Annotated in this window: 15 protein-coding genes and 1 other RNA gene; 14 read left to right on the top strand and 2 right to left on the bottom strand. The window is 37.1% G+C overall.

Features of this window, described 5'->3' with window-relative positions; all coding sequences use genetic code 11:
• The first annotated feature begins 26 nt into the window (after positions 1–26).
• From UGRO018_RS04840 to nth, 4 genes are all read left to right on the top strand, one after another.
• Positions 27–794 (top strand): YfjL-like protein, encoded by a 768-nt coding sequence (locus tag UGRO018_RS04840; RefSeq protein WP_416325327.1) that lies wholly within the window; start codon positions 27–29, stop codon positions 792–794.
• Positions 795–918: 124 nt separating this feature from the next.
• Positions 919–1377: a hypothetical protein gene (locus tag UGRO018_RS04835; RefSeq protein WP_416325326.1), complete on the top strand. Its 459-nt coding sequence runs from the start codon at positions 919–921 to the stop codon at positions 1375–1377.
• Positions 1377–1916, top strand: a complete 540-nt coding sequence (locus UGRO018_RS04830; protein ID WP_416325325.1) for a DnaD domain-containing protein — start codon at positions 1377–1379, stop codon at positions 1914–1916. Before UGRO018_RS04835 ends, UGRO018_RS04830 begins: the two co-directional genes overlap by 1 nt.
• Complete coding sequence (gene nth, locus UGRO018_RS04825; protein ID WP_416325386.1) at positions 1916–2563, top strand: endonuclease III; 648 nt, start codon at positions 1916–1918, stop codon at positions 2561–2563. Before UGRO018_RS04830 ends, nth begins: the two co-directional genes overlap by 1 nt.
• Before the next feature lie 46 nt (positions 2564–2609).
• On the opposite strand, the gene UGRO018_RS04820 is transcribed toward nth, so the two are convergent.
• Positions 2610–5384, bottom strand: a complete 2775-nt coding sequence (locus UGRO018_RS04820; RefSeq protein ID WP_416325324.1) for a transglycosylase domain-containing protein — start codon at positions 5382–5384, stop codon at positions 2610–2612.
• Entirely contained in the window at positions 5368–5976 is a 609-nt protein-coding gene (recU, locus tag UGRO018_RS04815; protein ID WP_416325323.1) for a Holliday junction resolvase RecU, read from the bottom strand. The genes UGRO018_RS04820 and recU overlap by 17 nt, the downstream gene beginning before the upstream one ends.
• Before the next feature lie 191 nt (positions 5977–6167).
• Between recU and UGRO018_RS04810 the strand changes: the two genes are divergently transcribed.
• From UGRO018_RS04810 to miaB, 10 genes are all read left to right on the top strand, one after another.
• Positions 6168–6485: a DivIVA domain-containing protein gene (locus UGRO018_RS04810; protein ID WP_416325322.1), complete on the top strand. Its 318-nt coding sequence runs from the start codon at positions 6168–6170 to the stop codon at positions 6483–6485.
• Positions 6486–6493: 8 nt separating this feature from the next.
• An RNA gene (gene rnpB, locus UGRO018_RS04805) (RNase P RNA component class B) lies at positions 6494–6837 on the top strand.
• A 153-nt stretch (positions 6838–6990) separates the two neighbouring features.
• Complete coding sequence (locus UGRO018_RS04800) at positions 6991–7917, top strand: helix-turn-helix domain-containing protein (protein WP_416325321.1); 927 nt, start codon at positions 6991–6993, stop codon at positions 7915–7917.
• 6 nt (positions 7918–7923) lie between these two features.
• Positions 7924–8514: a CDP-diacylglycerol--glycerol-3-phosphate 3-phosphatidyltransferase gene (gene pgsA, locus UGRO018_RS04795; protein WP_416325320.1), complete on the top strand. Its 591-nt coding sequence runs from the start codon at positions 7924–7926 to the stop codon at positions 8512–8514.
• A 1-nt stretch (position 8515) separates the two neighbouring features.
• Positions 8516–8971 (top strand): CinA family protein, encoded by a 456-nt coding sequence (locus tag UGRO018_RS04790; RefSeq protein WP_416325319.1) that lies wholly within the window; start codon positions 8516–8518, stop codon positions 8969–8971.
• A 33-nt stretch (positions 8972–9004) separates the two neighbouring features.
• Positions 9005–10048, top strand: coding sequence for a recombinase RecA (gene recA, locus UGRO018_RS04785; RefSeq protein WP_416325385.1), 1044 nt, complete (start codon positions 9005–9007; stop codon positions 10046–10048).
• A gap of 173 nt (positions 10049–10221) precedes the next feature.
• Positions 10222–11775 carry a ribonuclease Y gene (rny, locus tag UGRO018_RS04780; protein WP_416325318.1) on the top strand — a complete coding sequence of 518 codons (1554 nt, stop codon included), beginning with the start codon at positions 10222–10224 and terminating at the stop codon, positions 11773–11775.
• A 2-nt stretch (positions 11776–11777) separates the two neighbouring features.
• The gene (locus tag UGRO018_RS04775; RefSeq protein ID WP_416325317.1) at positions 11778–12566 is read left to right on the top strand and encodes a TIGR00282 family metallophosphoesterase; all 789 of its coding nucleotides are present in this window, start codon (positions 11778–11780) and stop codon (positions 12564–12566) included.
• 119 nt (positions 12567–12685) lie between these two features.
• Positions 12686–12859, top strand: a complete 174-nt coding sequence (locus UGRO018_RS04770) for a 4Fe-4S binding protein (protein WP_416325316.1) — start codon at positions 12686–12688, stop codon at positions 12857–12859.
• Positions 12860–12963: 104 nt separating this feature from the next.
• A complete protein-coding gene (gene miaB / locus UGRO018_RS04765) occupies positions 12964–14400 on the top strand; it encodes a tRNA (N6-isopentenyl adenosine(37)-C2)-methylthiotransferase MiaB (RefSeq protein ID WP_416325315.1) in 1437 nt (478 codons plus the stop codon).
• The last annotated feature ends 58 nt before the right edge of the window (positions 14401–14458 follow it).

Raw genomic sequence — 14458 nt, 5'->3', positions numbered from 1 at the left:
GTGTAGTCTGCCAGAAAGGAGTACACATGAAGAAAAAGTTATCTGTGAAGTATTTGTTAGGAATTGTGATTCTGATCTTTTTGGTAGTGAATGTCATATGGATCATCATTGATATCAAAGGGCGTCCTCTCGATAAACAAAATGCAGAAACAAAATTAATCAACTATTTACAAACGACCTATCCGGGATATGAATCTCAATTTGATGTAGGAGAAGCCGTATATAGCGTTAAAGAAAAAAGCTATACCATGCAATGTGTTTATCGTAATCAACCACGTCTTTACTTTGAAGTAATGCAGGCATATGATGGTGCCATTTATGATAATTATGAAGAAGAGTTTTTAAAAGGAACCACAGCTTGGAAAGACTTTAACTTTGAACAATTTCTAAAAATTGACAAAGAACATTTGGAAACCTGTAAAATTGAATTTGATTATTGTGGAGATACCATGTATCTTGATGATATTGATGAAAAAAGTAAAGATGACTTTTATCATAATAGAAACATGGATCAGATTAAGATACTTAGTATGGATGTAACGAAGGTTATGGATGATCCCAATGTTGAAGAAATGGTAGCTTCCTTTCATACTTTGGATACGATCTTTTATGATGATCAAACAGAAATCAAAAGCTATTCTATCATGTTTGTGGATGAAGATGGTAGTTTGATATATTATGTTCAAAATGTTGATCGTGAATTGTTGGAACGAAGCGATTTTCCCGTGCTCCTTTCAGAAGCACTGCATCAATATGATAAATACAAAGAATGTTATGGCTTTTTTATTACTTAAAGAGATAAATAAGAACTGAAGGAGGTAAATCTTTCAGTTCTTATTTATATATCAGATAAGTAGGAGTTAAAGACAAAAAGAAAAAAATTGTGTATAATAAAGGCATACGTGAAGGAGGACTTTCATGAAAATTAATGGGAAATCTATTGCAGTTACTGCGATACTCATCATAGTATTGTTTTTCGTCATCATGATTGAGATTGCATTATTTATCAGCGGACCATCAGAAAAGTATGAAGCAAAGGTTCAACAACAGATATCCGCAATTCAAAAGGATTATAAGGATATTGACAACATCAAAAGACATGTCTTCCATTACATCGTTTATATAGGAGAAGATGAGGATACCATCGTATGGTTTAATGAGGAAGCAAAGCCGATCGTTTCGAAAGAAAAATCAAGCTTACAATTGGAAAAGGCAAGGCAAGAAGCGAAAGCTTTATATGGGTTTGAAGATGTTGAAGTATCTTTAGGTTATGGTTATAATAATCCTGTTTATGTAATTCAGTCAGATGACTGTGAATTGTTGCTGGATTATGATACATTTAAGACAGTTTATTATCTAGATAAGGATGTGAAATAATGGCGAATGCATGGTATAAAGAAAAATTTATCGATCGAAGAAATTGGATACTAGATCATTTAAATGAATTAAGTATCAATAGTGATGAAACCTTAATATTGTTGTTGATTGATTTTATGAACGAATATCAAATCGGTGTCTCTCATCAAGTGTTAGCCGCAAAATTAAAAAAGACAGATGATGAAATCGATGATTTATTATCTCGTCTTAGCGCAAAAGGTTTTTTGAATTTAGAATTAAGAGATGGAAAGGTCATGTTTGAGATCGATGGGGTATTTGAGGGTAATCAAGAAAAAGCCGTATCATTTGATATCTCTATGTTTGATCAATTTGAAACTGAATTTGGAAGACCATTATCACAGATGGAGATGGTAAGATTGGCACAGTGGAGCGAGATATATCATCAAAAATTAATCGTATATGCCTTGCGAGAAGCTCTAACTTATGATAAAAAAAGCTTTGATTATATCGAACGTATTTTAATCGAATGGAAAAAACGTGATTTGACACCTGAAGATTATGAAGAAGGGAAACGATGATGACAACAGATGAAATTTTAGATATTCTAGAAGAAATGTTTCCCAATGCAGAGTGCGAGCTGATTCATAGAAATGCATTTGAATTATTGGTTGCGGTTGTTTTATCAGCACAAACCACTGATGTTTCTGTGAATAAAGTAACTCCTGCATTATTTGAAGCATTTCCAACGCCTCAGGCCATGGCCGAAGCAGATATCCATGATATTGAAGAAAAGATCAAACGTATCGGTTTATATCGTAATAAAGCACGTTCGATACAGAATCTAAGCAAGTCTTTAATGGAAAACTTTGGGGGGATAGTTCCTAGCAGTATGAAGGATCTAACAAGTCTTGCCGGAGTAGGTAGGAAAACAGCGAATGTGGTTCGTAGTGTTTGTTTTGATATTCCCAGCATTGCGGTAGATACCCATGTAGAACGCATTAGCAAGCGTCTAGGGCTTGCGAAACCTCAAGATAGTGTGGAAGTCGTTGAACAAAAATTAAAGCGTAAGATCAAGAGGGAACGCTGGAATCGAGCACATCATTTGTTTATTTTCTTTGGTCGTTACCATTGTATGGCAAGAAATCCTCAATGTGAACAATGTCCATTTCAAGACTTTTGTAAAAAAAATAAAGTTGAGGCATACAAGTCTAAATCATTTAAATAAATAAAGAAACCGCAAGATCGATCAAAATCTTACGGTTTTTTTATCATTAAGGTGTTGGGGTATCTTCTGTAGAAGGTGGTGTGGCTTCGGCTTTTACCAATGCCTTAATGGCAGTATCCAAAGCAGAAGCAGCGGAATCTATTTCTGATTGTGTTGCATTGCTCTTGAATTGTATGGTATTCGCTGTTGCCAATGCGCTTTGCATTGCTGCCCAACTTTCAGGTGTGTAATCCGTATTTACCAATGAAGTAGCTGTTTGGATCTGTGCATTTAATGCATCTTTATTTACAGATGCCGCAGAGCTGATATCCACACAGATTTCATTTGATTTCGCCTTCGCTTCATCAGAATTTTTGTATTGATAGAAGCCACATACAGTGCCTGTTTTTCCTTCTGGAATAGCTTGTGTAATGGTTCCGCTTGGTGAAGTATAAGTTTCGTTTTTAACGACACTTCCATCTACTTTGATGGTAACTCGATATACAATTTCACCAAACATTTTGATCATATCACTATCTTTATCACCAGGATAAGCCCCAAAGGTAAAGGTAATGTCCGTACCATTCACATTTGCTTTTTCAGCTGTAAATGTTGTTAATGTACTTGGAGGAGTAATGGTTGCTGTACCAATATCCTTTGCATATTCAGATTTAATCAAACCAGTGATCGCATCCTTAGCACCACTAGGAGCACTCTTATAAGGATAAACACCTTTCATGACCGTGACATCAGTAATGCCACTTGGTCTTTGAATTGCACCAGTTCCTTGGGATACAGAAGCAAGCATTGCATGATTGATGCGTCCTGTTGTTCGAGTATTTAATAAATCATCATATGTCATATAGGCTGTTCCGCTTTCAGCACCGCCATTTCCGGTGTCAAAACCGGTCCATGTCGCAATGACATATTGACTGGTATAACCAATCATCCAGTTATCTTTCATCGCCATTTCATCATAGCCATATGGGTTTGCGCCCCAGTTGGTCGTTCCTGTCTTACCATACACGGTATAAGAAGAATCCATCAAATCACGAAGGAAGGCACCTTGCACGCTATATTTTCCGCTAACTGCTTTATTTAATAAATCACTCATCATATAGGCGGCCTGCTCTGATAAAACTTTTGTTTTTTCATATTTTTTCTCAAACGTTTTGTCACCATTTTTATAAGCAATCTTTGTGACCATGTGTGGTTCTATATAATTCCCACCATTAGCGAAAACCGCATAAGCAGCAGCCATTTCAGTCGTACTGGCTTGCATTCCAGAACCACCGATACCATAACCAAGATTGAAATCATTTTCGTTTATGGTATTACTGCTAAAACCAGAGCTCTTTAAATAATCTACAACAGTTCCTACACCGCTTTTTTCAATTACGGCTTTAAGGGATTTGATTGCAGGAGGATTCAAAGATTCTGTAACAGCTTGTTCCATAGAAACATCGCCTCGATATTTTCCATCAGAGTTTTGTAAGGTAATACCACCCATATCGATGGCTTCATCCTTCAAAGTATGTGCTGTTGACCAACCCAATGTATCAAAAGTCAAGGCATAGTCGATGACAGGTTTGATACTAGAACCAGGTTGATGTGGTTCTGTCGCCTGATTGATCCAATCTCCTGTAGAATAATCTACATTTAAGCCTGGACCTATGGCAACGATTTCACCTGTTTGATTGTTCATAAGTGTAAATCCAAACTGATAATACTTATTGTCCAACAAAGAAAGTCCTTCTCCTGAGCAAAGCTTTGTCGCTTGTTCTTGTGCATCTAAGTCGATAGATGTATAAACTTTCATCGGAGTTGTCGTAGGATCTTCACCAGTAATCGCATGAACCTCATCAGCAACTTGGAACATAATTGCGGTATTTGCATTATCGGAAGCATCACTACCGGTTCCATCAAGTTGGAACGCCAATTTTGTGGATTTTGCTAATTTATATTCTTCCTCTGTGATGTAACCATGATTGTACATTTGATATAGGGTGTCATCTCTACGTGTTGTCGCAGCCTTATAATAATTGATCGTTGTCGTAGTACCATCCTCGTTAGACTTATTGACAACACCATTATAAGGGTTATATGCATTAGGTGCATTGATCACACCGGCAAGGAATGCACTTTCACTTAAATTCAATTCTTCTACATTTTTCCCAAAATAGTATTCAGCACCTTTTTGAATTCCTCGTGCATGCTGTCCAAAGTTGATTTGATTTAAATAAGCTGTGATGATGTCTTCTTTATTCATATCTTTTTCAAGCACCATACTTTGATAAATCTCTTTGATCTTATTTTCTATTTTTTCAAAACTGCTGTAATAAATACCGTTTTTGTTGTCTTTTTCTTCTTGTGGCTTCATGATGTAATTATCAATAGCCTGCATGGTCAATGTAGAACCACCTTGTGATAAGTCAGCATTTTTTAAGTTATTTAATGCGCTGGATATGAAACGAGGCATATCAAATCCATTATGAGAGAAGAAACGAGAATCTTCAATTGCCAAAAAGGCGTCAATGGTTACTTGAGGAATTTGATCATACGTGACATTTTCACGACTCTCTCCACCGAGCTCACCCATCAGTGCAGGTTCTCCATTTCGTACACCATAAACCTCTGTAGGCTCCTTACTTACGATTTTGGATGACAGATCTTTGGTATCGACAGAGCCAACGACTTTAGCAAGTATACCGAATACGGTAATACCACCAATCAGTACAAGTGCTAAAAATACAATGATGATGCGATTTAGAACTTTACCTTTAGATTTCGTCTTTTTCTTTTCTTTTACTTGTTTCGTTTTGTTATTAGGATTCTTTTCCATACGATTCCTCCTCTTTGAAGTATAGAGCATCCACGTTATCAAGGTAACGTAATCTTGGTGTGAGTCCCTCACTGACCAAAGATCCGTTTTCCTGTACTAGCTCATAGGAAATTGATTTTTTTCCATCATCCCACATTTGTATCATAACATCAGCATCGATCAAGTATGTTTTCTGAAAGCTGGTGAATCTGATGATAAAAAAGCCAATTCCATGATGATAAAGCACTTTTCGAAGGTGTTCTATCTGGTGCTCATGAATACTTTTGAATGGGAAAGACGTTTTTGACTTTGTTTCTTTTGCCTCAAAATCGATCGGCTTTCCACGATAGATGCCATTGTAGTCTGTAGTACTCGGTGTTTTATAATAAGCCTCACAGATTTTAGCGGCACTTCGTGCAGGATATTCCACCTTCACCACTTGTATCGGTGTTGGCTTTTTATGAATCAGTGCACGACCAATCTGTTCATAATAGGTATTGGCATCATTTAAATCTTTTTCCAGGCTCATACCTCTACCTGTATGACAGTCCTTAACAGTTGTTTGTTTCACATGATTTTTTTTATTCGGATATCCTATCAACACTATCACCATCTTCTATTATATACAATTTTTTATTGCATTTCCATAGATAAACGAAAATCACATGAATTTAAGAATACCGTAAGAATTGTATTCAAAAAGAAAAAATGACGAAAATCTATAACTGGATTTTATATAAATTCGAAATTCTTCTTGCTTTTTTTGCTTTTTTTTGAGAAACTAATGATTGGAAGGTGAGACGGATGGAAAAAAGGTTTAACTTAACTGTACAAAATGTTCTGGATAAACAGTTCAATGTGGATTTCAAAGGATATTCTTCTGTAGAAGTAGATGAATTTCTTGATCTTGTCATTGCGGATTATCAGGAATATGATGAGATGATACAGGAGCTTGGAGATCGTCTTCAGGAATATGAAAAACAGATCAACACGTTAAAGGCTAAAATCATTGAGTTAGAAGGGAAACAGGAATTGGCAAGTGAGAGTACTGTGCTGAGTGGAAGTAATGTGGACATTCTAAAACGTCTGACCCGTTTGGAAAACGCAGTTTTCAAAAAATAATAAAACGTTCATTGAGACAGTCGCTGACCTTTTGGTTAGAGGAAAGTCCATGCTCGCACGATCCTGAGACGGTCGTAGTGTTTGTGCTGGATGAAAAAATAAATCCAGGCAGTGTAAACTGACGGCTGAAGAATGCCTAAGGCCTATGCTATGGCGGACTTCTTTAAAAGTGCCACAGAGACGAGCTTCATCAGAAATGTTGAAGGTGGAACGGGTAAACCCCGCAAGCGAGAAACCCAAATTTGGTAGGGGAATTCTATCTGGATGAAATGAAATTCAGAAAGGAACATGAGTAATCATGTAGATAAATGACTGTCACCTTTGATAAGGCTACAGAACATGGCTTATGATATGAACGAATAAAGCTGTCGCAAGACAGCTTTTTTTGAAAAAAACTTAAGTTTTTTTTAAGAAGATAAGATTTACATATTAAAAAATGAATGCTACAATAATAAAGATTAGCAAATCAGGTCATAGTAATACAGAATAAAAAAAGAGGTGCTCTATGGAAAACATCGGAAGATTATTAAAAGAAAAAAGATTAGAGCTTGGTCTGACGGTAGAACAGATCAGTGAGAAAACCAGATTGACTACAAAGCATATTAAAGCATTAGAGGAAGGAGATATTTCCTTTTTCAAAGATGATTTGTCCTATCTGCGTTTTTTTGTGAAATCCTATTGTGAAGCAGTAGGAATAGATTTTGAAGATATCAAAAATGATTTAAGAGAATGTGTGGATGACTATACCATGACATTCACGAACACAATGGCAATGCAACATGAAGAAATGGAAAAACATATTTCCAATACCGAATTGAGCAAGGTGTCCAAAACAAATGATGATAGAAGAAAAATACATAAGAAAAAGAAGCCACTTAAAAAGCCGGATTTTTCTTTGGTATCTTTGATTGCTGTTGTTGGTGTGGTAGCAATCGTTTTAATGCTAGCCTTTGTGTTTTATCTGAATTCAAATAAAAATAGTGGCGATGGCGATGTAACAAAGCCACCTGTTGCACAACAGCAAACAGGAAACGGTGATAATACATATCCTACAACGGATGATGAAGAGGAAAAACCGGAAGAAAAGAAAGAAGCCGTCATCACCAAAAATGATGTGACCAATTACACGATCACTGATTACAATGAGGGGGATGAATTTACATTCGCTACTCAAATGATCGGGTCTAATTCCGCATATAGTGTTACCGTTGATGGAAAGGTATTGACCGATCCTGAAGCAAAGGTATACTATGGTGGAAAAGATTCTGCTCCGATCAATGCAGTGGTGAAAGCGAAAAAAGGGACAAAGGTAGAACTGTATTTTGGCTATATTTATGATATCAATATCAAAGTGAATGATAAGAGTGTAAAAATGGATGATACCATAGCAACATCTGGTGGTTCTTATACTCTGGTTTTCACATTCGGGTAAATGAATATGAATTCACCTAATAAGTTATCGCTATTTAGAATTATTTTGGTCCCAGTCATTGCCGTTCTATATCTGTTGCCTGTAGAAATGGATGGTATCGTTTTAACGTTTCAACAGATAGAGGTTATTTTGAATCCTATGGATTTGATCGTATTAGCGTTATTTGCAATTGCCTCTTTTACTGATTTCCTTGATGGTAATATCGCAAGAAAAAGAAATTTGGTTACTTCCTTTGGTAAATTCATCGATCCCATAGCAGATAAGCTTTTGGTAAATACGATGTTTATCCTTTTTGCGGTACATGGTGTTGTGAGCGTTGTGCCTGTCATCATTATGATATGGAGAGATACCATCGTGGACGGTTTACGTATGAATGCAAGTAAATCAGGTGTTGTTGTAGCTGCCGGAATGGCTGGAAAACTGAAGACAGTGTTACAAATGTTTGCAATCATCTTTTTGTTATTGCAAAATGTACCTTTTGCATTTTTCCATATTCCACTTACTGATATTTTGGTATGGGGAGCAACCCTTGCATCAGTGGTAAGTGGCCTAAAATATTTTATGGAACTAAAAGGCATCATTATGGAGACGATGTGATATGCAAGAGTTGATTGCATTATTGAAAGAAAAACAATTGACAATAGGAAGCTGCGAAAGCTTCACAGCAGGCTTGTTTTGTGCAAGCCTTGCTTCTGTTTCTGGAGCAAGTGCGGTGTTAAAGGGTGGAATTGTGACATATGCAACCTCTATCAAAACAGATGTTGTACATGTAGATTCTGAAATCGTTGCACGTTATGGAGTTATTAGTATGGAGTGTGCCGAGGAAATGGCAAAAAAAGCGCAAACACTATTGGATGTAGATGTTTGCGTGAGCTTTACCGGCAATGCTGGGCCATCCTCAATGGAAGGAAAGCCTGCTGGTGAGGTTTATTGTGCAATTGCATACAAACAAAATGTGTATGGATATCGATTTCAGATAGAAGCAGATCGTAACGAGGTTCGAATGGATGCAGTGCGTTTGATGTGTGAAAAAATTAAGAACCTGTTATCATAATAAAATAGAAAGGATTGTATGACGGTAGAAATTATGGATGAAAAGAAGAAAACAGCAAGTGAAGAAGCAGCAGAGAAAAAAAATGATGCTGCGTTAAATGATGCAATCAAATCAATCGAAAAGGCTTATGGAAAAGGAAGCATCATGCGTTTGGGCGATCGAGCTGCAGTAGATATCGATGCAATCAGTAGTGGCTCTTTGAAAATTGATGAAGCATTGGGAATCGGCGGTTATCCAAAGGGAAGGATCATAGAAATCTATGGGCCTGAATCTAGTGGTAAGACGACGCTTGCCCTTCATGCAATTGCGGAAGTACAAAAAAAAGGTGGAAGAGCGGCGTTTATCGATGCAGAAAATGCAATTGATCCTATCTATGCAAAAAATTTGGGTGTCAATATCGATGATTTGATTCTTTCACAACCAGATAGTGGAGAACAAGCACTTGATATTACTGAAATGTTGATTAAAAGCGGTGCCATTGATCTAGTTGTTGTGGATTCTGTGGCAGCCTTAGTACCACAAGCAGAATTGGATGGAGAAATGGGTGATTCCCAAGTAGGGTTACAGGCTCGTTTGATGTCTAAAGCGATGCGTAAACTAAGTGGTGTCATGAACCGTAGCGAATGTACAGCTATTTTTATCAACCAGTTGCGTGAAAAAGTAGGTATCATGTTCGGTAATCCGGAAACGACACCAGGAGGAAGAGCATTAAAATTTTATTCTTCTGTTCGTTTGGATATCAGAAGAAGCGAAGCTATCAAAAATGGGACTGACATTATCGGTAATAAAGTTAATGTGAAAGTTGTGAAAAATAAGGTTGCACCTCCATTCAAAACAGCAGCCATTGAAATCATGTACGGGGAAGGTATTTCCTATGTTGCGGAATTACTTGATTTCTGTGTGGATTATGACATTGTGATGAAAAGTGGGGCTTGGTTTTCCTATAATGGAGAGAAAATCGGGCAAGGTAAAGAGGCAGCAAAGAACCATTTAAAGGAACATCCTGAACTGATGGCTGAGCTAGCAGAGAAATTGAAAGAAAAGAAAAATCCTATTGTGAAAGAAGAAGGTTCTTAATGCCTTCTTCTTTTGGTTTTTCATGATAAAGGTATGGAACCGCTTTTATAATTTTGAGAATGTTTGTAAAAATATTCACTTTTAGTTGTGAAAATTCTTTTTTTTAGGTACAATAGTGTATGGAAAGCATATCGCTTTCCAAAAAAACACGAGATAAATGGAGGAGATATGTTATGGAAAATGGCATAGTCATCTTTTTGTCTGGGTTGGCAGGTCTCGCTATAGGAATCGTCATTATGATTATTATTTCCAAAGCGGGTTTAAATAAAGATCAGCAAAAGGCTAATCTAATACTGAAAGAAGCAGAATCAAAGGCTGATTCTACTGTGAAGCAAGCAGTGTTAGATGGTCGTACACAAGCACATGAGTTGAAAATTGCAGCAGAAAAAGAAATCAAAGAAAGAAAACAGGAAGTAACAGATATGGAAAATAAACTGTTACGAAGAGAAGATAATCTGAATTTCCGTGATGAAACTTTGACAAGCAAGGAAAAACAGATTGATGTAAAAAATGCGCAATTAGCTGATAAAATGGCAATGCTAGATAAAAAAGATAAAGAATTACAAGCAAAGATTGATGTACAGGTTCAAGAGCTGGAGCGAGTAGCCGCTATGACGACGGCGGAAGCAAAGGAAGAACTGTTCTCTATTACAGAAAAGAGAATGGAAAAAGAATTAGTTTCCTATATCAAGGAAAAAGAAGAAGAAGCTAAGGCTACAGCCGATGAAAAAGCAAAAAATATTGTGGCGTTGAGCATTCAACGTTTAAGCAATGATGAGGCAGTGGATCGTACTGTTTCCGTAGTTGCTCTTCCTAGTGAAGAAATGAAGGGTAGAATTATCGGTCGTGAGGGTAGAAATATCAAAGCAATCGAACAAGCAACTGGTGTTGATTTGATCATAGATGATACACCTGAAACGATCACAGTTAGCTGTTTTGATCCGATTCGACGAGAGGTTGCACGCCTTGCACTTGAGCATTTGATCAAGGATGGAAGAATCCAACCTGGTCGTATTGAAGAAGTAGTGAATAAGATCAAACGTGAAATGGATGCTAATATCATGAAAACAGGAGAAGATACTGTATTCAAATTAGGTATTGGCAAAATTGATCGTGAAATCGTAAGAATGATCGGACGTTTAAAATATCGTTATTCTTATGGTCAGAATGCTCTTCAACATAGCATGGAAGTTGCTCATTTGACAGGTATGATGGCAGCTGAGCTAGGATTAAATCAGCAACTTGCAAAACGTGCTGGTTTATTACATGATATCGGAAAAGCAATGGATTTTGAAGTAGAAGGAAGCCACATTGAGCTTGGTTATAAATTCTGTAAGAAACATGGAGAAAAGGATGTCGTATTAAATGCCATTCAATCTCATCATGGTGAAGTAGAACCGACTTGCTTGATCAGTAACCTTGTGATTGCGGCAGATACATTGAGCGCTGCTCGTCCTGGTGCTCGTTATGAAGCTTTACAAAATTACATTAACCGTTTGGAAGAATTAGAGAAGATCACGAAATCTTTCGATGGTGTTGATTCTAGCTATGCTATTCAAGCCGGTAGAGAAGTACGTGTCATGGTCGTTCCTGACAAATTAGATGATCTTGCTTGTCATAAATTAGCAAGAGACATCAGGGATAAAATTGAAGCAGAGCTTACCTATCCTGGGCAGATCAAGGTTACCGTCATTCGTGAAACTAGATCTTGTGAATTAGCAAAATAGTTATGAATGTCTTGTTTATCGGCGATATCGTAGGCGCCAGTGGGCGTGAAGCCGTTAGAGAATTACTGCCTGATTTAAAGAAGACCTATGAAATAGACCTTGTAGTTGCAAATGGAGAGAATGCAGCACATGGAAAAGGGATCACAAGAAAGATCTATCATCAGCTTCTAGGATATGGTATAGATGTCTTGACGATGGGGAATCATACCTTTTCGAAAAATGATATTTATTCCTTTATCGAAGAAGCGGATCGTATGGTTCGTCCAGCCAATATGGAGCCTTGTGACTATGGGGAAAGCACGATTGTGATCAAAGTTAAAGGAAAGCGTGTTGCAATCACCAATCTTTGCGGGGAGATTTGGATGAACAATGTTGTAGATTCACCATTCTTTTGTATGGAGGATGTGTTTCATGAAATCGATGCAGATATTTATCTAGTTGATTTACATGCTGAGGCTACAAGTGAAAAAATCGCATTTACTTATGCGGTTGCCGGTAGGGCAGCAGCTGTGGTAGGAACACATACACATGTACAGACTGCAGATGAAAGAATCATTGATGGAACTGCGGCTATGACTGATTTGGGAATGTGTGGTGCCTATACCAGTGTGTTAGGGCGAGATGTGGATGAAATTCTCACTCGTTTTACAACAGATGAAAAAACAAAATTCAAGATTGCAGAAGGTCCTGCGATATTCTGTGGAGCGATTGTTCATATAGATGAAGAAACCAATCTTGCAACAAATATCAAAAGGATTCAAATTCGACCAGAAGATAGAGAAGGGAAATGATTCCCTTCTTTTTTAGATAAAAAATGTAAAGTATTCCATAAGATAGAAAAGACATAAAAATGTTGCGTTATCGGTAGTTTTCGGATATAATAGAAACGGTTGTAAAGGAGGAATAAAGAATGCCAGTTAATGTAAATGCGGATACTTGCATCGGTTGTGGTGCATGTGTAGGAGTTTGCCCAGTGGGAGCTTTATCAATGAATGATGAAGGCAAATCTGTGTGTGACGAAGGAACTTGTATTGACTGTGGATCATGTATTTCTGCATGCCCAGTTGAAGCAATCTCTCAGTAAACCAAGCAAGCGCTTGGTTTTTTTAACAAGATGATAGGCATTCTTTTTCAAATATAAAAGGAAATGTTAGATACATTTCGCAATATAGATAAGGAGTTGTTAGTATGAAAAAACAGCCAGGTTGGGCACTTCCTGATTTAAAGGAAGCACAAAAACGTACACAAAAGGAATCAGTGATTGAGAAAAATCTTTTTCAGATTCCAGAGCAAATGAAAATGATCGGACAAGGTAAAAAGTATTATCTTCGTACTTATGGATGTCAAGCGAATGAACGAGATTCTGAGACACTTGCCGGTATTTTGGAAGAGCTGATGTTTACACCATGTGAAACACCACAAGAAGCAGATTTCATTCTGTTAAATACCTGTGCCATTCGTAAAAATGCTGAGGATAAGGTGCTTGGTGAATTAGGATCATTAAAGCGTTTGAAAAAGGATAAACCGGATTTGGTATTTGGATTATGTGGATGTATGGCGCAAGAGGAAGATGTGATACAGACACTATTGGAAAAATATCGTCATGTTGATTTGATTTTCGGCACCCATAACATTCATCGCTTACCGGAACTTTTGTATGATGTGATGATAAATGGCAAACGTAGTGTTGAGGTGTTGAGCAAAGAAGGCGAAGTTATTGAAAATCTTCCTGTGAAGCGTTTTGGAAGTCATAAGGCATGGGTCAATATCATGTATGGCTGTGATAAATTCTGTACTTATTGTATCGTTCCATATACAAGAGGGAAGGAACGTTCACGTACCATGCAAGATGTCTTGGATGAAATCATCGCATTGAAAAAGGAAGGATTTAAGGAAGTTACCCTGCTTGGACAAAACGTCAATTCCTATGGGAAAGATCTACATATTGCAGGCGGTTTTGCGAAGCTGTTAGAAGAAACCGCAAAAATCGGGATAGAACGAATCCGTTTTACTACGAGTCATCCATGGGATTTTAGCGATGAGATGATCGATGTCATCGCTAAATATGATAACATTATGCCATTTATTCACTTGCCGGTACAAAGTGGTGATAGTGATGTATTAAAATTGATGGGTAGAAGATATACGATTGAACAATATAAAACATTATTTCATAAGATCGAAGAAAAAATACCGGGATGTGCTATATCAACTGATATTATCGTTGGATTCCCTAATGAAACACCTGAGCAATTCCAACACACATTGGATTTGGTAGATGAATGTAAGTTTGACAATGCCTTTACCTTCATTTATTCTCCAAGAGAAGGAACACCGGCTGCACGTATGATAGATAATGTGCCATTAGAAGAAAAGCAACAGCGTTTACAATGCTTAAATGAGCGTTGGAACCAATATGCTCATGAAAAGAATAAAGCATATCTTGGTAAAGTTGTGAAAGTATTGGTGGATGGCACCAGTAAAAAGAATAAAGCAGTCCTTAGCGGATATACCGAAACAAATAAATTGGTAAATTTTTTGAGTAAGGATGCGAAACCGGGAGATATCGTTGAAGTAAAGATCACAGATTACAAGACATTTTCTTTGGATGGAGAACAGATATAAAAAGTGAGAAATCACTTTTTTTCTGGAAAAATGATAGAAAAAGTGTGTTCTAGTTGCC

The organism is Hoskinsella mucinilytica (assembly GCF_045223415.1).
GTDB classification, from domain to species: Bacteria; Bacillota_I; Bacilli_A; order Erysipelotrichales; family Erysipelotrichaceae; genus Hoskinsella; species Hoskinsella mucinilytica.
The sequence above is the reverse complement of the archived record's forward strand: the minus strand, read 5'-3'. Positions and strand labels throughout refer to the sequence as shown.

Excerpts from the sequence above, each read along its gene's own strand:
- miaB (WP_416325315.1), top strand. The coding sequence starts at position 12,964 with ATGAAAAAACAGCCAGGTTGGGCACTTCCTGATTTAAAGGAAGCACAA.
- recA (WP_416325385.1), top strand. The coding sequence starts at position 9,005 with ATGGATGAAAAGAAGAAAACAGCAAGTGAAGAAGCAGCAGAGAAAAAA.
- UGRO018_RS04800 (WP_416325321.1), top strand. The coding sequence starts at position 6,991 with ATGGAAAACATCGGAAGATTATTAAAAGAAAAAAGATTAGAGCTTGGT.
- UGRO018_RS04770 (WP_416325316.1), top strand. The coding sequence starts at position 12,686 with ATGCCAGTTAATGTAAATGCGGATACTTGCATCGGTTGTGGTGCATGT.
- UGRO018_RS04840 (WP_416325327.1), top strand. The coding sequence starts at position 27 with ATGAAGAAAAAGTTATCTGTGAAGTATTTGTTAGGAATTGTGATTCTG.
- recU (WP_416325323.1), bottom strand. The coding sequence starts at position 5,976 with ATGGTGATAGTGTTGATAGGATATCCGAATAAAAAAAATCATGTGAAA.
- nth (WP_416325386.1), top strand. The coding sequence starts at position 1,916 with ATGACAACAGATGAAATTTTAGATATTCTAGAAGAAATGTTTCCCAAT.
- rny (WP_416325318.1), top strand. The coding sequence starts at position 10,222 with ATGGAAAATGGCATAGTCATCTTTTTGTCTGGGTTGGCAGGTCTCGCT.
- UGRO018_RS04810 (WP_416325322.1), top strand. The coding sequence starts at position 6,168 with ATGGAAAAAAGGTTTAACTTAACTGTACAAAATGTTCTGGATAAACAG.
- UGRO018_RS04830 (WP_416325325.1), top strand. The coding sequence starts at position 1,377 with ATGGCGAATGCATGGTATAAAGAAAAATTTATCGATCGAAGAAATTGG.
- UGRO018_RS04820 (WP_416325324.1), bottom strand. The coding sequence starts at position 5,384 with ATGGAAAAGAATCCTAATAACAAAACGAAACAAGTAAAAGAAAAGAAA.
- pgsA (WP_416325320.1), top strand. The coding sequence starts at position 7,924 with ATGAATTCACCTAATAAGTTATCGCTATTTAGAATTATTTTGGTCCCA.
- UGRO018_RS04775 (WP_416325317.1), top strand. The coding sequence starts at position 11,778 with ATGAATGTCTTGTTTATCGGCGATATCGTAGGCGCCAGTGGGCGTGAA.
- UGRO018_RS04790 (WP_416325319.1), top strand. The coding sequence starts at position 8,516 with ATGCAAGAGTTGATTGCATTATTGAAAGAAAAACAATTGACAATAGGA.
- UGRO018_RS04835 (WP_416325326.1), top strand. The coding sequence starts at position 919 with ATGAAAATTAATGGGAAATCTATTGCAGTTACTGCGATACTCATCATA.